The 24,801-nt window shown below is 32.8% G+C and carries 25 protein-coding genes; 12 read left to right on the top strand and 13 right to left on the bottom strand.

The genetic code is table 11. From position 1 onward, the window contains the following. Positions 1-44: 44 nt before the first annotated feature. Complete coding sequence (locus ABD963_RS04350) at positions 45-881, top strand: outer membrane beta-barrel protein (protein WP_345275715.1); 837 nt, start codon at positions 45-47, stop codon at positions 879-881. 8 nt (positions 882-889) lie between these two features. Here the strand turns inward: ABD963_RS04350 and ABD963_RS04345 are convergent, their stop codons facing one another. Genes ABD963_RS04345 through trmB form a run of 3 tightly spaced genes read right to left on the bottom strand, consistent with a single transcriptional unit; the run spans position 890 to position 2,528 of the window. Continuing rightward, entirely contained in the window at positions 890-1,219 is a 330-nt protein-coding gene (locus tag ABD963_RS04345; RefSeq protein WP_345275714.1) for an MGMT family protein, read from the bottom strand. A 2-nt stretch (positions 1,220-1,221) separates the two neighbouring features. Beyond that, positions 1,222-1,851 (bottom strand): LysE family transporter, encoded by a 630-nt coding sequence (locus ABD963_RS04340; RefSeq protein ID WP_345275713.1) that lies wholly within the window; start codon positions 1,849-1,851, stop codon positions 1,222-1,224. A gap of 2 nt (positions 1,852-1,853) precedes the next feature. Next, positions 1,854-2,528 (bottom strand): tRNA (guanosine(46)-N7)-methyltransferase TrmB, encoded by a 675-nt coding sequence (trmB, locus tag ABD963_RS04335; RefSeq protein ID WP_345275712.1) that lies wholly within the window; start codon positions 2,526-2,528, stop codon positions 1,854-1,856. Between the two features lie 179 nt (positions 2,529-2,707). On the opposite strand from trmB, the gene ABD963_RS04330 reads away from it, so the two are divergent. Next, complete coding sequence (locus ABD963_RS04330) at positions 2,708-3,754, top strand: glycosyltransferase (RefSeq protein WP_345275711.1); 1,047 nt, start codon at positions 2,708-2,710, stop codon at positions 3,752-3,754. Here the strand turns inward: ABD963_RS04330 and ABD963_RS04325 are convergent. After that, positions 3,737-4,780 carry a sensor histidine kinase gene (locus tag ABD963_RS04325; RefSeq protein WP_345275710.1) on the bottom strand — a complete coding sequence of 348 codons (1,044 nt, stop codon included), beginning with the start codon at positions 4,778-4,780 and terminating at the stop codon, positions 3,737-3,739. The genes ABD963_RS04330 and ABD963_RS04325 overlap by 18 nt on opposite strands. Then, a complete protein-coding gene (locus tag ABD963_RS04320; RefSeq protein WP_345275709.1) occupies positions 4,780-5,460 on the bottom strand; it encodes a response regulator transcription factor in 681 nt (226 codons plus the stop codon). Before ABD963_RS04320 ends, ABD963_RS04325 begins: the two co-directional genes overlap by 1 nt. A 197-nt stretch (positions 5,461-5,657) precedes the next feature. Between ABD963_RS04320 and ABD963_RS04315 the strand changes: the two genes are divergently transcribed. From ABD963_RS04315 to ABD963_RS04305, 3 genes are all read left to right on the top strand, one after another. Next, positions 5,658-5,993 (top strand): T9SS type A sorting domain-containing protein, encoded by a 336-nt coding sequence (locus ABD963_RS04315; RefSeq protein WP_345275708.1) that lies wholly within the window; start codon positions 5,658-5,660, stop codon positions 5,991-5,993. A gap of 106 nt (positions 5,994-6,099) precedes the next feature. Continuing rightward, on the top strand, positions 6,100-7,944 hold the full coding sequence (locus tag ABD963_RS04310) for a T9SS type A sorting domain-containing protein (RefSeq protein WP_345275707.1): 1,845 nt from the start codon (positions 6,100-6,102) through the stop codon (positions 7,942-7,944). 77 nt (positions 7,945-8,021) lie between these two features. Continuing rightward, positions 8,022-9,002: a LuxE/PaaK family acyltransferase gene (locus tag ABD963_RS04305; protein WP_345275706.1), complete on the top strand. Its 981-nt coding sequence runs from the start codon at positions 8,022-8,024 to the stop codon at positions 9,000-9,002. 208 nt (positions 9,003-9,210) lie between these two features. On the opposite strand, the gene tyrS is transcribed toward ABD963_RS04305, so the two are convergent. Next, positions 9,211-10,506 (bottom strand): tyrosine--tRNA ligase, encoded by a 1,296-nt coding sequence (gene tyrS / locus ABD963_RS04300; RefSeq protein WP_345275705.1) that lies wholly within the window; start codon positions 10,504-10,506, stop codon positions 9,211-9,213. An 86-nt stretch (positions 10,507-10,592) separates the two neighbouring features. Between tyrS and ABD963_RS04295 the strand changes: the two genes are divergently transcribed. Continuing rightward, the gene (locus tag ABD963_RS04295; protein WP_345275704.1) at positions 10,593-11,597 is read left to right on the top strand and encodes an NAD-dependent epimerase/dehydratase family protein; all 1,005 of its coding nucleotides are present in this window, start codon (positions 10,593-10,595) and stop codon (positions 11,595-11,597) included. Here the strand turns inward: ABD963_RS04295 and ABD963_RS04290 are convergent. The 3 genes from ABD963_RS04290 to ABD963_RS04280 are packed head-to-tail and all read right to left on the bottom strand — an operon-like array spanning position 11,563 to position 14,182. Then, positions 11,563-12,111, bottom strand: a complete 549-nt coding sequence (locus ABD963_RS04290) for a DUF4296 domain-containing protein (RefSeq protein ID WP_345275703.1) — start codon at positions 12,109-12,111, stop codon at positions 11,563-11,565. The genes ABD963_RS04295 and ABD963_RS04290 overlap by 35 nt on opposite strands. Further along, positions 12,108-13,454: a dihydroorotase gene (locus ABD963_RS04285; RefSeq protein ID WP_345275702.1), complete on the bottom strand. Its 1,347-nt coding sequence runs from the start codon at positions 13,452-13,454 to the stop codon at positions 12,108-12,110. The genes ABD963_RS04290 and ABD963_RS04285 overlap by 4 nt, the downstream gene beginning before the upstream one ends. Before the next feature lie 2 nt (positions 13,455-13,456). Continuing rightward, on the bottom strand, positions 13,457-14,182 hold the full coding sequence (locus ABD963_RS04280; RefSeq protein WP_345275701.1) for a polyprenol monophosphomannose synthase: 726 nt from the start codon (positions 14,180-14,182) through the stop codon (positions 13,457-13,459). A gap of 118 nt (positions 14,183-14,300) precedes the next feature. Here ABD963_RS04280 and ABD963_RS04275 point away from each other — a divergent pair, with 118 nt between their 5' ends. Both ABD963_RS04275 and ABD963_RS04270 read left to right on the top strand, forming a co-directional pair. Beyond that, positions 14,301-14,948: a DUF4271 domain-containing protein gene (locus ABD963_RS04275; RefSeq protein WP_345275700.1), complete on the top strand. Its 648-nt coding sequence runs from the start codon at positions 14,301-14,303 to the stop codon at positions 14,946-14,948. 17 nt (positions 14,949-14,965) lie between these two features. Next, on the top strand, positions 14,966-15,715 hold the full coding sequence (locus ABD963_RS04270; protein WP_345275699.1) for a uroporphyrinogen-III synthase: 750 nt from the start codon (positions 14,966-14,968) through the stop codon (positions 15,713-15,715). Between the two features lie 55 nt (positions 15,716-15,770). Here the strand turns inward: ABD963_RS04270 and pckA are convergent, their stop codons facing one another. Both pckA and ABD963_RS04260 read right to left on the bottom strand, forming a co-directional pair. Continuing rightward, positions 15,771-17,387, bottom strand: coding sequence for a phosphoenolpyruvate carboxykinase (ATP) (pckA, locus tag ABD963_RS04265; protein WP_345275698.1), 1,617 nt, complete (start codon positions 17,385-17,387; stop codon positions 15,771-15,773). A gap of 62 nt (positions 17,388-17,449) precedes the next feature. Further along, positions 17,450-17,845 (bottom strand): DUF423 domain-containing protein, encoded by a 396-nt coding sequence (locus ABD963_RS04260; RefSeq protein ID WP_345275697.1) that lies wholly within the window; start codon positions 17,843-17,845, stop codon positions 17,450-17,452. Between the two features lie 109 nt (positions 17,846-17,954). On the opposite strand from ABD963_RS04260, the gene ABD963_RS04255 reads away from it, so the two are divergent. Beyond that, complete coding sequence (locus ABD963_RS04255) at positions 17,955-19,319, top strand: saccharopine dehydrogenase family protein (RefSeq protein WP_345275696.1); 1,365 nt, start codon at positions 17,955-17,957, stop codon at positions 19,317-19,319. Positions 19,320-19,375: 56 nt separating this feature from the next. Next, complete coding sequence (locus tag ABD963_RS04250; protein WP_345275695.1) at positions 19,376-19,843, top strand: Lrp/AsnC family transcriptional regulator; 468 nt, start codon at positions 19,376-19,378, stop codon at positions 19,841-19,843. A 68-nt stretch (positions 19,844-19,911) separates the two neighbouring features. Here ABD963_RS04250 and ABD963_RS04245 read toward each other — a convergent pair whose 3' ends face one another. After that, entirely contained in the window at positions 19,912-21,453 is a 1,542-nt protein-coding gene (locus tag ABD963_RS04245) for a glycine--tRNA ligase (protein ID WP_345275694.1), read from the bottom strand. A 197-nt stretch (positions 21,454-21,650) separates the two neighbouring features. Between ABD963_RS04245 and ABD963_RS04240 the strand changes: the two genes are divergently transcribed. Together ABD963_RS04240 and ABD963_RS04235 are read left to right on the top strand one after the other, a co-directional pair. Continuing rightward, entirely contained in the window at positions 21,651-22,328 is a 678-nt protein-coding gene (locus ABD963_RS04240) for a ComF family protein (RefSeq protein WP_345275693.1), read from the top strand. A gap of 57 nt (positions 22,329-22,385) precedes the next feature. Then, a complete protein-coding gene (locus ABD963_RS04235) occupies positions 22,386-23,990 on the top strand; it encodes an Ig-like domain-containing protein (protein ID WP_345275692.1) in 1,605 nt (534 codons plus the stop codon). Here ABD963_RS04235 and ABD963_RS04230 read toward each other — a convergent pair. Then, positions 23,983-24,762, bottom strand: coding sequence for an amidohydrolase (locus tag ABD963_RS04230; protein ID WP_345275691.1), 780 nt, complete (start codon positions 24,760-24,762; stop codon positions 23,983-23,985). The two genes, ABD963_RS04235 and ABD963_RS04230, sit on opposite strands and share 8 nt — an antisense overlap. Positions 24,763-24,801: the final 39 nt, after the last annotated feature.

The following is a 24,801-nucleotide window of genomic DNA, read 5'->3' as shown; positions in this document are numbered from 1 at the left end:
GGTTTGTGTGCTATACTATTTCATAATTTTATGATTGATTTATAATGAAAAGAATTTTACTAAGTATTTGTTTTTTGTTTTTTATTGGAGTATCCAGTTTTTCACAAAGTAAAATTGAAAAGGCAGAGAAAAGCCTGAAAAAAAAGGAAAAGACGACTGAAAATACGAAATCAAATCATAATAATAGCCGAAATAACCATAATTCTGAGGGTGATTTTTTAACAGAAGTGGTTGGCGAGATTATTGTTCAAGCCTTTGCTTACTCTATATATGCGGTAGCTATTGAATCTCCTTTTGAAATGGAAAATAAGGCAAGTAACGCTTACATTACAAAACATCCGTATTATAAATCCAACAAAGGCAACTACATTTATGACTGGAGTGAAGATATAACCTTTTTTAGAACGGATTTATCAACAAGATACATCTCTGAAAATAGTAAACTCAAGGGGATGCATCTAAATTTAGAAATGCATTTTTTAAAAAGAATTGCCATTGAAGGAGATTATTTACAGCTTTGGGAAAACAATCCTAACTTTGGTTATGATAATTTAGCTATTTACACTTCACTTGCAAAATATTATCGCGTTCGTTCTGAAAAATTTGATGCGTGGTGGGGTTTGGGCGCTTCCTATATTGATGGTTCTGTAAATGAATTTGGTTTTACTTATGGCTTGGGCGCTGAATGGTTTATAGCAAAACCAATAAGTGCAGAAGTTAGCTATAACCAAACCCTAATAAATGATGAAAGCATAAATAAATTTAATGGTTTATTGAATTATCACTTTAAACAATTTAAAATAATTGGAGGTTATGAGCATCTTAGAATAGGCAACCAAAATTTTTCTACAGTCACTTTAGGTACTGGGTTTTTCTTTTAAGATAAAAATTACAATTCCTTTGCCGGATCCCAAAAAACCTTTTGAAAGTTTTGAATTTGGTTTTCTATCACTTCAACACCTTCACTTTCCAATAGTTGCTGCATAAGATTAGTACCATCAAAATGATGCTTTCCAGTGAGCATTCCTTTTTTATTAACCACGCGGTGTGCCGGCACATCCTTACCTGAAGAACCATTCATAGCATAACCCACCATTCGAGCGCTTCTTGTTGCACCAAGATAATTAGCAATTGCGCCATAACTACTCACTCTCCCAAATGGAATTTGCTTTGCTACCTCATAAACTTTATCAAAAAAATTAAGGGTTTCAGGTTGCATTTTTAGATCTCTTTAATGATATTTATTAACGTAATAATAGCTATAATCCCAGTGATTCCTCCTATAATATAATTCATATTTTTTTGTGAGGTAAAAGATCTTTCTCGTATTTTTTCAAAAAAGAAAATATAAATATACAACATAACGAACGTCCCCATAACAGCGCCAGAAACATATGAAACAATACTTATATGACTAAAATCTAACCAACCAAATGAAGCCAAGGTGATGGTCATGTAAGCTTGATATGGTATAGGAAACACGTTAATTGCGGATAAAAACATTCCTTGAAAAAAACGACTGTGTTTGCTCCTTATTTTAGGTTGGAGTTGTTGCTTAGGTTGCGATTTTGCTATAAATAAAAAGTAAATAGAAATTAAAATAAAAATTACAAAAGCTACCCGTTGAAGGATATCAATTACCTCTGGATGCATGCTTAAATAACGAGCAAAAATAGCTGCTATGTAAGTTTGAATAATAACGATGACACAAACCCCTATAGAAAACATAACCCCTCTTACATGGCCTTCTTTCAAGCTTATTTTGGCAGCCGTCATGTTTAACAACCCAGGTGGCACAACCCCAATTAACGCCACTATTAAGCCTATAAAAAAGATAAAAGTTATGTTCACTATTACTTTATTTTAAACCTAATATACGTAATAGGTTTGTTTTGTTCTAAATATTGCGATTCATAAAAGGTTTGAATACTGGTTACTTCCTCAGGGCTACCTTCTTGTTTGTATACATTATGGTTAGCATAAAGCACTTCGTGTCCTGCTCCATGCAACAAACCAAGGGTATAACCATGCATAAATTCACTATCGGTTTTTAAGTTTACCACGCCATCTGGTTTTAAAATTTGTTTGTAGCGCTGTAAAAAGGCAGTATTTGTCATGCGGTGTTTGGTGCGTTTGTATTTTATTTGTGGATCTGGAAACGTTATCCAAATTTCATCCACTTCATTTTCTGCGAAAGCGTAATCAATCAATTCTATTTGAGTACGAAGAAATGCCACGTTTGGAATAGCCTCCTCTATAGCTGTTTTGGCACCTCTCCAAAAACGAGCTCCTTTTATATCGATGCCAATGAAGTTTTTATCAGCATATTTTTGTGCCAAAGCTACAGAGTATTCGCCCTTTCCACAGCCCAATTCTAAAACTAACGGATTATTGTTTTCAAAAACGTCTGTTCTCCATTTCCCTTTTAAATGGAATTTAGAATTAACTAGCTCGTCTCTTGTTGGTTGAAATACGTTTGAAAAGGTTTCGTTCTCTTTAAATCTTCGGAGTTTATTTTTGCTTCCCACAGGTTATTGCAAATTTTTAATTATTTGGTAAAATTAAGGAAATATACGAGAGTGTTAATATGCTTATCTTTGAATTTGCGTGAATTTTGCCTGAGGAATTTAAGCGGCGTCCCCCGGAAGTGTTTTGAGAATATGGCAGAAAGCTAGACTTGAACTACTAAAAGCACACCATGAAACATATGAAAAAAAAAATTTTAGTTGCGCCTTTAAATTGGGGTTTGGGACATGCCACCAGAAGCATTCCCATAATTAACGCTTTAATTCATGAGGGTTTTGAGCCTATTCTTGCAAGTGATGGAGTTGCTTTAACGCTGTTGCGAAAAGAGTTTCCTAATTTATCTTCAATTGAGCTTCCTTCGTATAATGTGACTTACGCAAAAAACGGGAAACATTTTAAATGGAAACTTTTAAAAGACTCTCCAAAACTTTTGAAGGCTATTAAAGCTGAAAAAAAAGCGATTGGTGTTATTTTGGAAAACAATGATATATCTGGTATTATTTCGGATAACCGCCTAGGTGTGCGAAGTAAAAAAGTGCCATCTGTTTTTATTACGCACCAATTGAATGTTTTAAGCGGAAATACCACCTGGTTAAGCACCAAAGTACATCAAGAAATTATAAAAAAATTTGATGCGTGTTGGGTTCCTGATGTTGAAGGAGACGTTAATTTAAGCGGAAAACTGGGGCATGTAAAATCCTTTGAAATTCCCACAAAATACATTGGCCCACTTAGTAGATTTACCAAAATGAATTCTGAAGTAAAAAATGACTTGATGGTTTTGATTTCTGGTCCAGAACCTCAACGTACCTTACTTGAAGAAAAACTTCTGTTGGAATTAAAAAATTATACGGGTAAAGTGGTTTTTGTTAAAGGGATTATGGAAAAGGAGCAAAACATGCAAGTTATCGGTAACATGACCATTTATAATTTCATGACATCTCATTTACTTGAAAAAACTATTAATGAGAGTGCTTTAATACTTTCCCGATCTGGCTACACCACAGTTATGGATTTGGCTAAACTTAATAAAAGAGCGTTTTTTATACCTACACCTGGGCAATTTGAACAAGAATATTTAGCTAAAAGATTCATGGAATTACAATTAGTCCCTAGTTGTAATCAAGATGATTTTACTGTAAAGAATTTAGATGTAGTTGCTATTTATGAAGGATTGAAGGCTTTTGATTTTGAAGTGGATTATAAAGATTTATTTAGCCTTTTCTAAAGTGAAGGAGAATTCACTGCCAACCCCATATTCACTCTCCACATAAATTTTTTCGTTATGCGCTTCAATAATATGTTTTACAATAGATAAGCCCAGACCAGAACCACCTTCTTTTCTTGATCCACTTTTATCAACTCTATAAAACCGTTCAAACAATCTTGGTAAGTGTATTTTTTCGATACCCTCTCCATTATCGGTTACACGAACGATTACTTTATTTTTTATAAGGTTTTCAATACTTACTTCGGTAGTACCTTTTTCTCTTCCATACTTAATGGAGTTTACCACTAAATTGGCCAATACTTGCTGTATGCGTTCCCTATCTGCTTTAACCATTATGGGATTCTCATAGTCCATATCAAAGGTGAGAGTAATGTTTTTTTTAGTAGCTTTCATTTCCAGCATTTCAAAAACATTTTCAACCAATTCCACAATATTAAAGGTTTCAATTTTAAGACTCAAATCGCCAACTTCCAATTTAGTAATCATGTCTAGATCTTTAATAATGTAGCCTAATCTTTCAACACCTTTATTAGCTCTCTCTAAATACTTTTTTCTTAAAATTTTATCATCCATAGCGCCATCCAATAAGGTTAAAATATAACCTTGGACAGTAAAAAGAGGTGTTTTTAACTCATGGGAAACATTCCCTAAAAACTCCTTTCTGTATTGTTCTCTAACTTTTAGGGTTTCTATTTCTATTTTTTTATCTCTTGCAAATTTGTCTATCTCCTGTGTCAAGGTGCGCATATCGGTAGTAATAGGGCCTTTTGTTAAACTAGCAGACTCTAACAAGGTTAAGTCATCGTATATTTTTTTTACACGTTTGTAAATAAAACGTTCTACCCTAAATTGAACCGTAAAAAAAGAAAAGAGATAGACTCCAAATGAAAACGCCAATAAGTACCACCAATTAAGCTCATATAAAAAGTATAAAAAAACACTCATTAAGAGTGTTACATACAAGGTTATATAAAGCGAGGTTTTTATCGCGAACCGATATGATTTTTTAAATTTTGTTTGCATTAATCTACGAACTTATACCCAACTCCTTTAATAGTCTTAAAACTTTTGTCTCCTAATTTTTCACGTAGTTTTCTAATGTGTACATCAATTGTTCTACCTCCAACTACAACTTCATTACCCCAAACTGTATCTAGAATTTCATCTCTTTTGAAAACTTTACCTGGTTTTGAGGCTAGTAAAGATAATAATTCAAATTCTTTTCTAGGTAAAATAATTTCTTTTCCTTTTGAAGTGATTTTATATTCGTCTCTATTGATTACCAAGCTACCTACTTTAACAGTATCGGTAATATCTTCTTCCTTAAAGCGTCTTAAAAGTGCTTTCACTTTACTTACCAAAACCTTTGGTTTAATGGGTTTGGTAATATAATCATCAGCTCCTGCATCAAACCCAGCTACTTGCGAGTAATCTTCTCCTCTTGCCGTTAGAAATGCGACAATGGTGTTTTTTAAATCTGGGTTTTTTCTAATAATTTCACAGGCCTCAATACCATCCATTTCGGGCATCATAACATCCAAGATAATCAAGTGCGGAAGTTCTTTTTTGGCTTTTTTAACACCATCGCTACCATTTTCGGCAGTAATCACTTGATAGCCTTCACTTGTTAAATTATAGCCAACTATTTCTAAAATATCCGGCTCATCATCTACTAGCAGAATTTTAATGTCCTTTTTTTTCATTTTTTTAATTACCTCGCATTAATATAGTAAAGATAAAACTAATAACATAAATTCATTAAAATTTTAAAATTAATAACATTAAGGTAACAAACCAATTAAAAGAAATTAACGTTTCGATGTATCACTCAAATCTTTAACACTTTTTTGGCATCACTTTTGAAGTATTTTAATACTTTTATAGTGCCAAATCCAATCTTATGAAAAAATATTACTTATTGTTTTTATTCATTACTTTAGCATTTTTCCAAACACAGCAGGGTATTTCTCAAAGCAAAGTTAACAATATACCTGCTGAAAAAATAATTGAGAATCTTTCTATTTACCCAAACCCTGCAAGTAGTGGTAAAATTTATATTACCTCGAAAAATAACCTAAACAAAAAGGTTGAGTTTTATAATGTTTTAGGAAAACAGATATTTTCAATTGATTTAGTTGGCAAAGAATTAAATATTTCCAATCTAAGCAAAGGTGTTTATATTTTGAAAATTACGGAAGGCGAAATAAGCGAAACTCGCAAATTAATAATAAAATAACTTCCATATTATTATATAGTTAAAAAACAGCCTTTTTGGCTGTTTTTTTAGTTTATATGCAGATTAATAATTATTTTTAATACTCTATTAATTAATCTCTCATATTATGAAAAAACTTTACTTTTTACTTTTTTGTATTTTAATTTCTGGTTTGTCTTTTGGGCAAGTATTTATAACAGAAATTGCAGATCCTAACAACAATGCTGACGCAAGATATATTGAACTTTATAATGCAGGGGCATCACCAGTTGATTTCACTGAAGGCAGTGGATGGCAAATTGATAAATATCTCAACGCAAGTGCAACTGTATCGGCAAGCCTAGATCTTACAGGAATAATTCCAGCTGGTGGCTTTTATATTATTGCTTACAACAACGTTGATGGAACATTTGCCAGTGTCTATGGATTTGCTCCTGACCAACTAGACCCTATTTTAAATGGTGTAGCTGGAAGTAATGGAGATGACGACTTGTTCTTGGTAAATGGAGCAGATGTAATTGTAGACGCGTTTGGAACCCCCGGTATTGATAATACAACCACATGTGCTGAATATGAGGATGGTCGAGCTGAGAGAAAACCTACCGTCACTTCTGGTTCAAACCCATGGAATGAGGCCGAATGGAATATTTGGGCTGATAGTCCAACTTCAGATAGTTGCACTAGTTATACTGTTGCTACTCAAGATGCACCCGGAGATTTTGACCCCGGTTCATGGATTGGCACTAATACGGACCCAACACTTTCATTAAGTGACGGACCGGGCAATGGAGATGTTCTCATTGCTGACCCAGAAACCGTAAATAATGCCAATATTGATTTTGCTACAACAAATTTTAATATGTCTGGCGAAACTTCACCAGGTAGTGGAATTAGTGATGGATCAGAAGATGGTTTTATAATATGGTCTATAGAAAATACTAATGGTAATGTTTTTGTAGACGGTGGTAGTGTTTTTACATCAAACGACTCGAACGTAACTTACCCTGTAAATGGATTAATTGTGGGTGAAACTTATTTTTTCAGAGCAGAGTTAGTAGATAATTCCGGAAATCCTTTAAGTACGCCAGTAGTTTATTCCTTTACCTTCACTATAGCCACCTATACGGACGTACCTGATTTAGCAACCCTGAGAGCCCAAGTAGTTGGCCCTGACTTATATTATCGGGTAACGGGGCCCGTAATTAATACCTGGACTATTCCTGATTTTGATTTAACAATGTATTTTCAGGATGGAACGGCCGGTATCATGGTTTATGACATTGATTATGCCACATCTCCTTACAACACCGGTGATGCTGTATCAAATATAAGAGGTCGTTTAGACAATTTTAACAGTGTTCTTCAGTTAATACCTAGTGATGCTGGTTGGGGAGCGCCAACATCAACGGGAAACAGTCCTGCAATCCCAACCGTTACAATCGCAACTTTATTAAGCAATTGGGAAGATTATGAATCAGAATTAGTTCGAATAAATGGTGCCACTTTTGCTGATGCCGGAGGTACTTTTGTTAGTGCTATTGGCAGTACTGGTAATTATAACATCACGGATGCTACCGGAACTACCATTTTTAGAAGCGCATTTAGTAATGCCAATTATATAGGCCAGACCATCCCTTCAGGAAATCAAGACTTAGTGGTAATTGTATCAGAATTCTTTGGAACTGTTCAGGTTACTTCAAGAGGATTATCAGACATTACACTTGATACCGAATACAACGAAATAGAAGGGTTTAGTATGTATCCTAACCCAACCTCATTAGGTTATGTTAATATTTCTAGCAGAAAAAATGCCGAAATGAATGTGACAGTGTTTGATGTTTTAGGAAAGCAGGTTATCACTAATACTATTACTGATAACAAATTAGATGTTTCAACCTTAAAAACAGGTATTTACATCATGAAAGTTTCACAAGAAGATGCTATATCCACTCAAAAATTAGTGATTAGATAATTTAAGCAAACCATTTATTTAAAGCGTTACCCTTTGGTAACGCTTTTTTATTTTATCTACCTTTGTTATCTTAGTTTATGATAGATATAAATTCCATTTTTAAAATTAAAAGCACAACTGAATTTGAAAATTTGTCTTTACAAGTTTTTAAATTTCAATTCGATAACAATCCTATTTACAGATCGTTTTGCGATTTATTATATATACACCCCAGTGATATAAAAAAAATAACGGATATCCCGTTTTTACCAATTCAATTTTTTAAAAGCCATAAGATTTTAAGTTCCAATCAACCTATAAAAACAACGTTTACTAGCTCTGGAACCACAGGAAGTTTAACTAGTAAACACCATGTAACCGATTTAGGTGTCTACAAGCAAAGTTTCACCAAAGGATTTGAGCATTTTTATGGGAACATTGAGAATTATGTTATTTTAGGTTTACTACCTTCTTACATGGAGCGCGGAGGGTCTTCTCTTGTTTATATGGTAGATAATATGATTAAAACCTCAAATCATCCTGAAAGTGGTTTTTATTTGAATAATATTATAGAATTAAAAAATATCCTAATCAAATTAGATTCGGAAGGCAAAAAAGTTTTACTAATTGGTGTGTCCTTTGCTTTGTTAGACTTGGTTGAAACATATAAATTTGACCTACAACATACCATCATTATGGAAACTGGTGGCATGAAAGGGCGTCGTAAAGAATTGATTAGAAGCGAACTTCACAAAAAACTAAAAGCAGGCTTTGGAGTTGATACTATACACAGTGAATATGGTATGACCGAACTTTTAAGTCAAGCCTACTCCAAAGGAAATGGTATTTTTAATTGTCCGCCTTGGATGACAATTTTCACCCGTGACACCGAAGATCCGCTAACCATATTAACTGAGGGAAAAACAGGAGGGATTAATATTATTGATTTAGCCAATACAAATTCTTGCTCTTTTATTGCCACCCAAGATTTGGGTAGAGTATATCAAGATGGTTCTTTTGAAGTTATAGGTCGCTTTGATAATTCAGATATCCGAGGGTGCAACTTAATGGTTCTTTAATTTTGTTGCTAACTAAAAATTCTTCTATTTGAAGGATAAAAATAGTTTAGAATCTTAAAAAGATTTAAAATATAAAACACTTTTTTTGTAAGGCAAAGAATGTAATCCCGACAAAAAATAAACTAAGAAAAAGAAAAATTAATTTTTTCTAATTAGTTTGGTTGGTTAGTTAGTTAAAGCCCAATGTTAACATTGGGCTTTAATATTTTTAAATAATTTGTAATACAAAGTAATTTTTTTTACCCCGTTGCAGCAATACAAATTTATTGTTAATCAAATCCTTTGATTCAATTTTATAATCCTCGTTAACCTTTTCTTTGTTTACCGAAATCGAATTTTCTTTTAAAGCGCGTCTAGCTTCACCATTGGATTTTAAAAACCCCCCTTTTTCAGCCAAAGCCGCTATTATATCCAACCCGTTATCAATGTCAGATTTATGAATTTGCGTTTGTGGAACCCCATCAAAAACGTCTAAAAAAGTTTGTTCATTAAGCTGTTTTAAGTCTTCACTTGTGGAGTTTCCAAACAAAATAGTACTGGCTTTTATGGCATTATCTAAATCCTCTTTTGAATGAACCATCATGGTGATTTCTTCAGCTAATCGCTTTTGAAGCACACGTAAATGAGGCGCTTCATGATGTTCATTTACCAAAGCAAATATGTCATCTTGATTTAAAAAAGTAAATATTTTAATATACTTTTCAGCGTCCTCATCACTTGAATTCAACCAATATTGATAAAATTTATAAGGTGACGTTCTATTGGCATCCAACCATACATTGCCCCCTTCAGATTTACCAAATTTAGATCCATCTGATTTTGTAATTAAAGGACACGTTATAGCATATCCTTTACCGCTTTCAATCCGCCTAATTAATTCGGTACCCGTTGTTATATTTCCCCACTGGTCGCTTCCTCCCATTTGTATAGTACAATCTTTTTCTTTGTATAGATGAAGAAAATCATAACCTTGCACCAATTGATAGGTAAACTCTGTAAAACTCATCCCTTCTGAAGAATCTGATGAAATTCTATTTTTTACAGAATCTTTAGCCATCATATAATTTACAGTAATGTGCTTACCGACATCACGAATAAATTCAAGGAAAGAAAAGGATTTCATCCAATCATAATTATTCACCAAAATTGCCGCATTTTCAGCATGGCTTTCAAAATCTAAAAAATGAGCCAATTGCTTTTTTATGGCTTCTTGATTATGACGTAAAGTATTTTCATCTAGCAAATTACGCTCACTAGATTTTCCTGATGGATCCCCAATCATTCCTGTGGCACCACCAACTAGAGCTACTGGCTTGTGCCCACAGCGTTGATAGTGCGCCAATAACATAATTGGTACCAAATTACCAATATGTAAAGAATCTGCTGTGGGGTCAAAACCCACATAAGCACTTCGCATGCCCTCCATAAGGTGTTCTTCCGCTCCTGGCATAACTGTATGTATCATGCCTCTCCAAGTTAACTCTTCAACAAAATTCTTTATCATTTGTAACAATTTTAAAATACTTTGGCAAATATAAAAATACCCTTATAATTACTAATGTATTCTGAATAATTCTTTACTTTAGTTGCATGATTTTAGTAACAGGAGGTACCGGTTTGGTTGGCGCACATTTACTTTTTAAACTCGTTAATAATAAAGAAAAAGTAAGAGCCATTTACAGAAATGAAAGAAAGCTCAGTAATGTTAAAAGTGTATTTTCTTGTTATACTAACAATTACGAGTCTTATTTTAATGCCATTGAATGGGTTGAAGCTGATATTTTGAATATTCCAGCTTTAACAGAAGCTTTTGAAAACATTACCCATGTTTATCATTGTGCTGCTTTTGTGTCTTTTGAGCCCGATAAATATCAACTTTTACGAAAAACTAATATTGAAGGTACTGCCAATATTGTAAATTTTTCTATTTCAAATAGCATTAAAAAGCTTTGTTATGTAAGTACAATTGCGACTTTAGGACACGAAACAAACCCTATTGCAGAAGATACCAATTGGAATCCTGAGGCCGACAATAGTGTTTATGCCATAACAAAATATGGAGCAGAAATGGAGGTTTGGAGAGGTACTCAAGAAGGCTTAAATGCAGTTATTGTAAATCCAGGAGTTATTTTGGGCGCAGGTATATGGCGATATGGCACGGGCGTTTTTTTTAAAAAAGCAAAAAAGGGTTTTAAATATTATCCTTCTGGTACTATTGCCTTAATTGCCATTGAAGATGTCGTTACTGTGATGATAAAATTGATGGAAAGCAACATTAATAATGAACGATTTGTATTGGTTAGTGAAAATTGGACCTACAAAGATTTTTTAAGTGCTTTATCAAAATCCGTGAATGCTATACCTCCGAAAAAACAAGTAAACCAAAGGCTATTGAATCTAGCTTGGAAACTAGATTGGTTAGTACATAAACTAACTGGCAAACGAAGGCAGCTTACCAAACAAATAGTACATTCATTAACAACAGAAACAATTTACAGCAGTAAGAAAATTAAAGATGCCTTGAGCTATGAGTTTAAACCTATTAATGAAACTATTGATTTTATTGGTGGCCAGTATCTGATACAGGCGGAATAAGATTTGTTCCTGCTTCAAACTTTTTAAATGTAGTAGTTTTATCCAAAGAATCTTTAATAATTTCTTTTTTTAAAGAATCTTTTAAGCTTAATGTATCTAATTCTTTTGCCAAAGCTGCTTTTAGTGAATCTTCTTCCCGTTTGGTCTTCTCTTTCCATTCTTGAGCCTCTAAATCCTTGTATTTGGTTTTTAGCATCTCCAAACTATCTTCCACCTTATTATAAATCTCTTCGTAATCTTTTATATGAAACGCATAATAATTATTGCTTAAAACAAATTGCAAACTATCAATGTTATATTTTGTAAAAATGTAGGTGTCCAAATCAATACCACTATTTTTTAAAATCATTTTATTAACAGTACTTGCAGATGATATAAGTTTATCATCAATTAAAATATCTATCATTTTTTCCTTAGGAATCAAATTATCAGGCTTTTCTGGACCATTAAATCTGTTACAAGCCACTAAAGTTAAAACAATGGATATATATGAGATAAATCGCTTTAAAATCATCTATTAAAAGTTAATCGTTTTGCTGATTTAACATTACTAAATTTAGCGTTTTGATACACTAAATTACCATTTAAAAATGTATGTGTAATTCTAGATTTAAAGGTGGTTCCTTCAAAAGGCGACCAACCACATTTATATAATATGTTGCTCTTATTAACTGTCCATGGATTATTTAAATCTACCAAAACTAAATCGGCAAAGTACCCTTCTCTAATAAATCCACGACGGTCGACTTGGAATAAAATAGCGGGATTATGGCACATTTTTTCTACTATTTTTTCCAAGGAAATCTTCTCCTTATGATACATTTCCAACATAGCTGGTAACGCATGTTGCACTAACGGGCCACCTGAGGGTGCTGCTGTATAAACGTTTTTCTTCTCCTCCATCGTATGCGGTGCATGGTCAGTGGCTATCACATCAATTCTGTCATCTAACAAAGCTTTCCAGAGTTGGTCTCTATCATTCTTGGTTTTTACCGCGGGATTCCACTTAATTAAAGTGCCTTTTTTATCATAATCTTCATCAGAAAACCATAAATGATGAATACAAACTTCAGCAGTAATTTTTTTATCAGCGAGTGGCATTTTATTTGTAAACAAATTGGTTTCCTTTCCTGTAGATAAGTGAAAAACATGCAATCTTGCACCTGTTTTTTTTGCCAATTCTATGGCTGTTGATGAAGACAAATAACAAGCTTCTTCACTTCTGATTATAGGGTGGTATTTTATGGGGATATCTTCACCAAATTCTTCTAAATGTTCTTGCAAGTTTTTTTTAATGGTACCTTCATCTTCACAATGAACTGAAATTACCATGCTGGTACTTTTAAAAATTTTTTCTAAAACCACAGGATCATCAACCAGCATGTCCCCCGTAGAAGACCCTAAAAATAATTTTAACCCAGCGACTTGATTTGCGTCCAATTTTAAAATTTCTTCCAAATTATCATTAGTTCCCCCAAACATAAACGAATAGTTGGCAAACGATGTTTTAGATGCTATTTCAAATTTTTCTTCCAGTTTCTCAATGGTTGTAGTTTGTGGATTGGTGTTTGGCATTTCTATAAAACTGGTAATACCCCCTGCGATAGCAGCTTTACTCTCAGTTTCAATATTTGCTTTATGGGTTAAACCAGGTTCCCTAAAATGAACTTGGTCATCGATAGCTCCCGGTAAAATGTATTTTCCTTCGGCATCAATAACTAGAACATCGGAAGATTTTGCACTTATTGAATCACTTACTTCTTTAATGTACTCGCCTTCAATTAATATATCACCAATAAATATGGTGCCTTCGTTTACTATTTTAGCATTTTTTATAAGAGTCAATTTTTGGTTCATTCTTACTGTTTTTTTAATAAACTTTTAAGCTTCATAGAGATAACTCCAAAGATAGCTTCAGAAATAATACCTGAACTTAATTTAGATTCGCCTTTCGTTCTATCGGTAAAAATAACGGGGACTTCAACAATATTAAATCTTTTTAAATAAGCTTTAAACTTCATTTCAATTTGAAATGCATAACCTATAAATTTAATGGTATCAAGATTGATGGATTCTAAAACTTCTTTTTTGTAGCATACAAAACCTGCTGTAGTGTCATGAATTTTCATACCTGTAATTAATCTCACGTATTTTGATGCCAAATAAGACATTAATACTCGGCTCATGGGCCAATTCACTACATTGACACCCGTTATATATCTGGAGCCTATGGATACATCGGCACCCTCATCATGGCATGCACTATAGAGCTTTTCAATATCATTAGGATTATGTGAAAAATCAGCATCCATTTCAAAAATATAATTATAGTTTCTTTTCAAACTCCACTTAAAGCCATGAATATATGCAGTGCCCAAACCAGATTTCTCCTTTCGAACTTCTAAAAACAACCTTTTTGGAAATTCCTCTTGAAGCTCTTTAACTTTTAGAGCCGTTAAATCTGGTGAATTATCATCAACAATAAGAATATGAATATCAACTGATTGACTGAGAACTGCTTTTATAATAGCTTCTATGTTCTCGACTTCATTATATGTTGGTATAATTACAATTGTACCCTTCATACTACTATTTCTTGAAACCCAATTTAGTTTTGGCAAAGGTACATTATTAACCGTTTATTTTTTTTAAATATTCTTTAATAATAAGGTTTAATATTAAAATTTATAATAATTTTAAAGCATGCTTCGTAATATTATTTCAAACGAATTGTTTACTATTTTATTGGTTGTTGGTTTAGTAATTATAGCTATGGCAAAATTAACAGCTCCTAAACGTTTTGATGATTTTTTAATTGTTTTAGGGAACAATAAGTACCTTAAAATCTATGCAAGAGATCAAAAATTCCTTGATATTTTTGATGGGTTGTTGTTTGGAAATTTAATACTCTCATTATCTGTTTTTTGTTATTTAATCTATCAAAATCTAACGGAAACAAGAGAAGTATCTTTCAACATCATGTTTAAATTAGGTATAGGAATAGCATCGTTTATTTTGATAAAAGTGCTTGTGGAGCGACTTATAGCTAGTTTATTTGAAATTGATAAACTAATAGATACTTATATTTTTCAAAAAATTAGTTACAAAAATTATTTAGGGCTTTTACTACTTCCCATAAATGCCTTATTGTTATATACTTTTAAACCTACATTAACCCTTTTTTATATAATTATAGGTTTATTATTAATAGTTAATATAGTTGGTTTATTAAGTTTGTTTAAAGCACATCAAAGTTTAATAAAAAATAACTTGTTTTATTTTATTTTGTATCTTTGCGCACTTGAAATCACACCCTATATAATTTTGTATAAGGTGTTTTTTATAAAATAAAAAAACTACCAGTGTTTATGAAAGTGAAAACCATTTTGGTATCTCAACCTGAACCTAAAATAGAGAACTCCCCCTACTTTGATTTGATTGAAAAACAGAAAGTTAAAATAGATTTTAGACCTTTTATTCATGTTGAAGGTGTTAGCGCTAAAGATGTAAGACAACAAAAAGTTGATTTAAAAAACTATACCGCTATTATTTTAACCAGTAGAAATGCTGTAGATCACTTTTTTAGGGTAGCAGAGGAAATGCGTTTTAAGGTTCCAGACACCATGAAATATTTTTGTCAATCTGAAGCTGTGGCATTTTACCTTCAAAAGTACGTGGTATACAGAAAACGTAAAATTTATGTAGGTAAACGTTCGTTTTCGGAACTTTCTCCACTTATCAAAAAATATAAAGATGAGAAATTTTTATTACCCAATACCGATAAAGTAAAGGATGAAGTTCCTGAAACTTTAAATGCTTTGGGCGTAAACTGGAAACAAGCTATCTTTTACAAAACAGTTGTTAGCGACCTTTCTGACTTAGCTGATGTATATTATGATGTTTTGGTGTTTTTTAGTCCTTCTGGTATTGAATCATTATTTCAAAACTTCCCTGATTTTAAACAAAACGAAACTCGTATAGCTGTTTTTGGAAATACCACTATTAAAGCGGTTGAAGAAAAAGGTTTACGTGTAGATATTGCTGCTCCAACTCCTGAAACCCCATCAATGACTATGGCGTTAGAGAAATATATCGAAAAGGCTAATAAGGGAAAATAATTAATTTTCTATAGTTAACAAAAAGGCCCAATTAATTAATTAGGCCTTTTTGTTGTTAAAATGCATACCGTTGTGGACCACCACGTCTTATTTCCTCACTACAATGTGCTTCAAACTTTTTAAAATTTTCTCTAAAAGCATTGGTTAATTTGAAAGCTGTTTTGTAGTAAGCTTCGTCATCATTCCAGGTAGCTCTTGGGCTCAATACACTAGTTGGAACACCAGGGCAAGTTCTAGGTTGTGCCACTCCGAAAACCGAATGTATATGGTAATCATCATAATTATATAATCCTAAATCGCCATTTAAAACTGCATTAATCATGGCACGAGTATATTTTAGTTTCATACGTGTTCCTATACCATAAGGGCCTCCTGTCCATCCTGTGTTTACCAACCAAACATTCACGCCAGCATCAATCATTTTCTTACTTAACATTTCGGCATATTTTGAGGGATGTAAGGGCATAAAAGGCGCACCAAAGCAAGCTGAAAAAGAGGGTACAGGCTCAACAACTCCAGCCTCGGTTCCTGCAACTTTGGCAGTATAGCCAGAAATGAAATGATATGCTGCCTGACTTGGTGTTAACTTAGAAATTGGAGGCAACACACCAAAAGCATCTGCAGTTAAAAAGAAGATATTTTTAGGGTTTTTACCAATGGAAGGTATTTGGATATTTTCAATATGGTTTATGGGATAACTTACCCTGGTATTTTGCGTAATAGATGTATCAGAAAAATCAACTTCGCCTTTGTTATTTAAAATAACATTTTCAAGGATAGCTCCTTTTTTTATAGCATCAAATATTTCGGGTTCATTATCTCTGGACAGATTTATTACTTTAGCATAGCATCCACCTTCAAAATTAAACACCGTGTTTTCGTTGGTCCAACCATGCTCATCATCACCTATTAAACTTCTATTAGGGTCGGTTGATAGGGTTGTTTTTCCTGTACCTGATAGCCCAAAGAAAATAGCTGTATCATCATCTTTACCTACATTAGCACTACAGTGCATGGGTAACGTATTTTTAAAAACAGGAAGTATAAAGTTCAAAGCAGAAAAAATACCTTTTTTAATTTCGCCGGTGTATCCTGTTCCTCCAATTAAAGCGATTTTTTTTGTGAAGTTTAAAATAGCAAAATTATGCTGACGCGTACCATCCTCTCCAGGGTTTGCCATGAAACCTGGTGCATTTACGACTGTCCATTCTGGAGAAAAATTTTCAAGTTCTTCTTCAGTTGGCCGTAAAAACATGTTAAAAGCAAATAAATTGCTCCATGGATATTCATTAATTACTCGAATATTTAATTTATAATTTTCGTCTGCACAAGCATAACTATCTCGAACAAAAATTTCTTTGTTTGATAAATAATCTACAACCTTATTGTAAAGTTTATCAAATTTATCAGCTTCAAAAGGAATGTTTATGTTACCCCACCAAATTTTATCTTCCGTTATGTTATCTTTAACAATAAACCTATCTTGAGGAGAACGTCCGGTAAATTCCCCAGTATTAACCGCCAATGCACCTGAAGAAGCTTCAACACCTTTTCCTTTTTCAATTGTTATTTGGTGTAATTCTTCTGGTGATAATTGATAGTTGATTTTTGAATTTTTAATGCCATATGATTCCAAAGAATTCGTTATCAAAATCTTATTACCGCTTTCCATAAACTGATATAAAATTATTTATTTTTCAAAATTAAGACAATTATTTAAATTATATTTAATTATTATTGATTTTTAGATGACATTTTTATAAAATCAATAAATACGAACACCCAAGCTAAAATCAAAAAAAAGCCACCTAAGGGCGTAATAAAACCAAAAAAATTAAAATCGAAATTCGTTAAATCATTTGTAGCCAATCCATAAATAGAACCTGAAAAAAAAAGGACACCAATTAAGGTTAAATAATAAACTATCTTTTTAGTTTTTATAGTTACGTAGGAAGTGTTTCCAACAAATAGCAAAAAAAAGGCGTGGTACATTTGGTAACGAACGCCTATTTCAAAAGTTTGAATTGCATTAACAGTGATTAATTCCTTTAAACCATGCGCTCCAAACGCTCCTAAAGCTATACTTAAAATCCCTAAAGCGGATGCCGTAATTAAGATTTTTTTATTCATTTTTATAAATTATTCGCAATAAATACTTTCAGAATATGTTAATGTCATAAAATTAAACAGTAATTTTACTGCTCGTTATTCACAACAAAACTACTCAACAATATCCAAAATGCGAAAGATTTTAATCATTGGTTTAGGGAAATCTGCTCCTTATCTTTTAAAATATTTATTAGATAAATCGGTTTCTGAAAATTTATTTGTAAGCGTTGCTGATTTAAACATTGAAACTGCAAAAAAACTAATTGCTAATCACAAAAATGCGGAAGCCATTCATTTAGATATTTTTAATGAAACCGCTCGCAATGAGGCTATTAAAAATTCAGATATCGTAGTTTCTATGTTACCTGCCCGTTTTCATATTGAAGTTGCCAAAGATTGTATAAAACATAGAAAACACATGGTCACGGCATCATATGTTAGCTCCGAAATGCAAACCTTGGATGATGAGGCCAAAACTAATGGTCTTATTTTAATGAACGAAATTGGCGTAGATCCAGGAATAGATCACATGAGTGCCATGCAGGTTTTAGATAGAATTCGTGAAAATGGCGGAAATATTATTTTGTTTGAATCATTTACAGGGGGATTAATTGCACCAGAAAGTGATAATAATCTTTGGAATTATAAATTTACTTGGAATCCAAGAAATGTGGTGATTGCAGGACAAGGTGGAGTCGCAAAATTTTTACAGGAAGGCACCTATAAATATATCCCCTACAACCGTTTATTTAGGCGAACAGAATTTTTGGATATTGAGGGATTTGGTCGATTTGAAGTTTATGCCAATCGCGATTCTTTAAAATACCAAAATGTGTATGGTTTAGAAAATGTTAAAACTTTGTACAGAGGTACCATGCGTCGTGTGGGTTTTAGTAGAGCTTGGAATATTTTTGTTACATTGGGAATGACAGATGATAGTTACACGATGGATGACAGCGAAAATATGAGTTATCGTGATTTTGTAAACGCCTTTTTGCCTTATAGCCCATCAGATTCTGTAGAGTTAAAATTACGTCATCAATTAAAGATAGATCAAGATGATATTGTTTGGGATAAACTCATAGAACTTGAAATTTTTAGCTCAACAAAAAGAGTTGAACTTAAAAAAGCAACACCAGCCCAAATTCTACAAAAAATATTAATGGATAAATGGACGCTTGATCAAAAGGATAAAGATATGATTGTGATGTACCATAAATTTGGTTACGAAAAAGAGGGTAAAAAATATCAAATTGATGCCAATATGGTTGTGGTTGGTGAAGATCAAACCTATACTGCCATGGCAAAAACTGTTGGCTTACCCGTTGCCATGGCAACGCTTGCCATTTTAAATGGAAAAATTAAGACTCCAGGGGTGCAAATTCCAATAACCAAAGAAGTTTACAAACCTATTTTAAAAGAGTTGGAAACTTTTGGCATCAGCTTTAACGAAAAAGAAGTGCCCTATTTGGGATACAATCCTCTAAATAATTAGTTTCAATTTAAAAGTAAATAACTACATTTATGTTTTAGTTTGAAACCAGATTTAGCATGCAAAAGAACAAAACCATAACTATTGATGGCATTGATAAAAAAATACTTCGAGCCTTAATGCTAGATGCCAGGACACCTATTTTAGAAATTGCTCGAAATGTTGGTATTTCTGGTGCTGCCATCCATCAACGGTTACGAAAATTGGAAAAATCCAAACTTATTTCAGGTTCAAAATTTATTATTAACCCCAAAATATTAGGATATTCAACGTTGGCGTTTGTGGGTATTTATTTAGATAAAGCAGCTAACACCGATGAAGTCATTAGAGCCTTAAAACGTATTCCAGAAATTGTTGAATGCCATTTTACTACGGGCTCCTTTGGTATTTTTGTAAAAGTTTTAAGTTTAGACAATACCCATCTTATGCACATTATTAACAAGAATATTCAAACGATAACTGGTGTTTTAAGAACCGAATCCCTTATTTCTTTAGACCAACAGATTGATAGGCAAATACATATATAAAAAAAGCCCGATCAAATTGTTCGGGCTTTGTGATTTTATAAATAGAATCCTGTGTAGGTGGGAATAATTTACATCTTCATCAACCAAGTACGTACATCCACTTCTTGCTTTATAATATTCCGTAAATCCTCAATTTTAACTCGCTGTTGTTCCATAGAATCCCTGTGGCGAATGGTTACAGTGTTATCCTCTAAAGTATCATGATCTACTGTAATACAAAATGGTGTTCCATTGGCATCTTGTCTTCTGTAGCGTCTACCAACGGCGTCTTTTTCGTCATAATCCACATTAAAATCCCACTTCAAATCATCCACAATTTGTTTAGCTATTTCGGGCAAACCATCTTTTTTTACTAAGGGTAGAACCGCCGCTTTTACAGGTGCTAAAACACTTGGTAATTTTAAAACCGTTCTGGTGGTTCCATTTTCCAATTCTTCTTCTACCAAAGAATTTGAAAATACTGCTAAAAACATCCTATCTAAACCAATTGATGTTTCTAACACAAAAGGCACATAGCTTTTATTCTCTTCAGGATCAAAATACTGTAATTTTTTACCTGAGTATTTTTCATGCTGACTTAAATCGAAATCGGTACGTGAATGAATCCCTTCCAATTCTTTAAACCCAAACGGAAACTTAAATTCAATATCACAAGCAGCATCTGCATAATGTGCCAATTTTTCGTGGTCATGAAAACGGTAATTGTCTGCTCCCATTCCTAAACTTAAGTGCCACTTCAATCGCGTATCTTTCCAATGGTCATACCATTCTTTTTGAGTGCCTGGTTTAATAAAAAATTGCATTTCCATTTGTTCAAACTCACGCATTCTAAAAATAAACTGTCTTGCAACTATTTCATTTCTAAAAGCTTTACCTGTTTGCGCTATACCAAAAGGAATTTTTAAACGACTGGTTTTTTGAACGTTTAAAAAGTTGACAAAAATACCTTGTGCCGTTTCAGGGCGTAAGTATAAATCCATAGCATTTTCAGCAGAAGCTCCCAGTTTAGTGCCAAACATTAAATTGAACTGCTTCACATCAGTCCAGTTTCTGCTACCCGTTAATGGATCAGCAATTTCCAATTCTTCAATAAGTGCTTTTACATCGGCTAAATCTTCATTTTCCAAAGACTTTGCCATACGCGAAAGCGTCGTATTTATTTTTTCTTGATATTCAACAACGCGTTGGTTGGTTGCCAAAAATTGTTCCTTATCGAAAGCATCCCCAAAACGCTTTTCAGCTTTTACAACTTCCTTATCAATTTTAGCTTCTATTTTAGCACAATAGTCTTCAATCAATACATCGGCACGATAGCGTTTTTTTGAATCTTTATTATCAATTAAGGGGTCATTAAAGGCATCCACATGACCAGAGGCTTTCCAAGTGGTTGGATGCATAAAAATAGCGGCATCAATACCCACTATATTATCATGCATTTGCACCATAGCTTTCCACCAGTAGTCTCGTATGTTTTTCTTTAATTCTGCACCATTTTGAGCGTAGTCATAAACAGCACTTAAACCGTCATATATCTCACTGCTTTGGAAAACATATCCGTATTCTTTGGCATGAGAGATAACCTTCTTAAATTGATCGTCTTGATTTGTCATGCTGCAAAAATAAAAAACCGCTTTAAACAAATAGCTTGTTTGTTGAAAAATAAGTTTTGATTTTATTGTTTTGGATTTAATTATCTTTAGAACGGTTTAGTGTTAGCGATTGCAGTAAAATCCTTTCTAAAACTAAACCTTAATAATTTTAAAAAGATTGTAGTAAAAAAGTGCCTTAAAGAAAAATTCAAAAAAATATGCTAAAACCCTTAGTAAATTTATTTTTCCCTAAAGTATGTTATGCTTGCCATAGCTTACTCCATGATAATGAGGATACTATTTGTTTAAATTGCAGGCACGATTTACCTATAACCAATTTTCATTTTGATAATAATGATGCTGTTTCAAAAGTGCTTTACGGTCGTGCCAAAATCGAACAAGGTACATCCCTTTTCAGGTTTGAAAAGAAAGGTCTTGTTCAGCAACTCATTCATAGTTTAAAATATAAAGGCTATGAAAATATCGGATTTGTTTTAGGGAATTGGCTTGGCGGGGAACTTAAAACTGTTGAGAGCTACAATAATATTGACATGGTTATCCCTGTTCCACTTCATAAAAAAAAACTAAAAAAAAGAGGGTATAACCAAGTTGCTAAATTTGGTCAACAAATTGCCAAAGCTTTGAATGCTGATTATAAAGATGATGTTTTAGTAAAAATAACCAACACTAAATCTCAAACTAGTAAAAGCCGTTTTTCCAGATGGATAAACCACGAGGAATTATTTGCCTTGAAAAACATGGATATTATTGACGGAAAACATATTTTACTGGTAGATGATCTTATTACAACAGGGGCAACCTTAGAAGCCTGCACTGCTGTTTTAAACCAAGTGAAAAATGTAAAAATAAGTGTAGCTACAATGGCAATAGCCTAACACTATTGGGCATTATTTCTGTAAATTTATGTAGGTTTGTAGAAATATAAATTGTTAATGACCAAGACCCTTTCAAATTTTATTTTGGCCTTTGTTTTAGGGGCTATTTTTATAAACTGTGCCAACAGAGGAACTCCTGATGGCGGACCAAAAGATGAAACACCGCCCGTCATTATTAAATCTGAACCAGAGAATTTTTCAACAAATTTTAAAGGCAAGGAAATACGGGTTTATTTTGATGAGTATATAAAAATAAAGGATATACAAAAACAACTCATCATTTCGCCACCCATGAAAACCCAACCCGAAATAAAACCTTTGGGAGGCGCTAGCAAGTATATTTCTATTAAAATTTTCGACACGCTTCAACCCAACACCACCTATGCTTTTAATTTTGGAAATAGTATAACCGATAACAATGAAGGCAATCCATATCCATACTATCGTTACGTATTTTCAACCGGTGATTATATAGATTCATTGACCGTAAAAGGCACTATTGTTGATGCCATTAAAAAACAACCTGAAACTTTTGTAAATGTTGCTTTATATGAGGTAGATTCAACCTTTACCGATTCTGTCATTTACAAACAAGTTCCTAAATATATTACTAATACCCTAGATAGTTTAACCACATTTTCTATCGAAAACATAAAGGCGGGTAAATATTTACTGATAGCTCTAAAGGATAAAAACGGTGATAATAAATTTCAGCAAAAAACCGATCAAATTGCATTTCATAAGGAGTTTATTGAGGTTCCAACAGATACTACTTATAATTTAAAGTTGTTTTCTGAAGAACTTGATTTTAACGCTACAAGACCTAAGTTAATATCGGGAGAAAAAATCGCTTTTGGTTATGAGGGCGATTATAAAAATATGGAAATCAAAATTCTTTCTCAAACTCCTCAGGATTTTGAATATCGTATTACAAAAGATGAAAAAACAGATACTCTTTATTACTGGTACAAACCAAGACTGGAAGTAGATTCCCTTATTTTTAAAGTAAGTCATCCCAATTTTGAAAAAGATTATACAGTAAGAATAAGTGAACAAAAAAGAGATTCATTGACAATAAGTGGAAACCCATCTGGAAATATAAAATATGATGAACCCCTCAAAATAACTGGTAATATCCCCTTTGAGGGTTTTGACCAATCCAAAATTGCTCTAATAGATAAGGACTCTACTCGAATTCAGTTTGCGTCAACATTTGATTCCATTTCAAACACCTATGCTTTGAGTTTTGACAAAACGGAGGGCAATACCTATCAAATAAAAATATTGCCCGAGGCTTTTGTTGACTTTTTTAACAATAAAAACGATACTATTAACTTAAAAGTAAGCACAAAAAATAATTCTGATTATACCGACTTAAGGATTGTTTTACAGAATGCCACTTTTCCACTCATCGTTCAATTAATTGATTCAAAAGAGTCGCCTAAGTATGAAATGTACACAACCCAAGAAAGTATTTTAGACTTTAACAATATTAGCCCGGGAAAATATACTATTAGAACCATTTTTGATGCTAATGGTAATAGAAAATATGATACTGGAAACTACTTGAAAAAAATTCAGCCAGAACGTGTTGTTAATTTTGAGATAGATGAAGAATTAAGAGCCGATTGGGATATCGTACAAACCATTATTTTTAAATAATAGTAAAACTATCTCTATCATTTAAAAACTTCAATTTATTTCTGTATGCTTCGATATGTCTTTTTTCTAAAATTACTATTTCAATTTGTTCTTCATTTGGCTTTATAACAGTTATTTCATTACCTAAAACATCATAAACCGCCGAATTTCCAGTATATTCACTATTTACTCCATCAATGCCTACCCTATTTACACCAATACAATAGCACATGTTTTCAATAGCCCTTGCTTTTAATAATGTATCCCAAGCAGATACTCTTGGTTTTGGCCAGTTTGCTACATACATTAAAACATCATAATCCTCTTTATTTCGTGCCCAAACAGGAAAACGTAAATCGTAACAAATTAGCGGACAAATTTTCCAACCTTTATAATTTACAATCACTTTTTTGGTACCAGCTTTGTAAATTTTATCCTCACCTGCTAATGTAAATGTGTGGCGCTTATCATAACAAACAAACGTACCATCAGGTTTAACAAAAAATAAGCGGTTGTAAAAATTATTATCCTCTGAAATAACAATGCTACCGGCTATAGCTGATTTTTTTTTAGATGCCATTTCAAGCATCCACTCAACTGTTATCCCATTCATGGACTCTCCAACCAATTCAGCATTCATGGTAAATCCTGATGTAAACATTTCTGGCAGCACAATAAGGTCAACCATTTCAGATATACTTTCAATTTTATTAGTGAAGTTTAACCTGTTTTGCTCTGGGTTTTCCCAGACCAAATCGGCTTGAATTAGTGCGATTTTTAATAGTTCTTGCATGTTTTAAATTTAAGCATTTTAGACAAGATTTAAAATTAA

It is taken from the genome of Litoribaculum gwangyangense (assembly GCF_039543505.1).
Taxonomy (GTDB): domain Bacteria; phylum Bacteroidota; class Bacteroidia; order Flavobacteriales; family Flavobacteriaceae; genus Litoribaculum; species Litoribaculum gwangyangense.
Note: the sequence above shows the minus strand (reverse complement) of the source record. Positions and strands in the feature narration are given on the sequence as shown.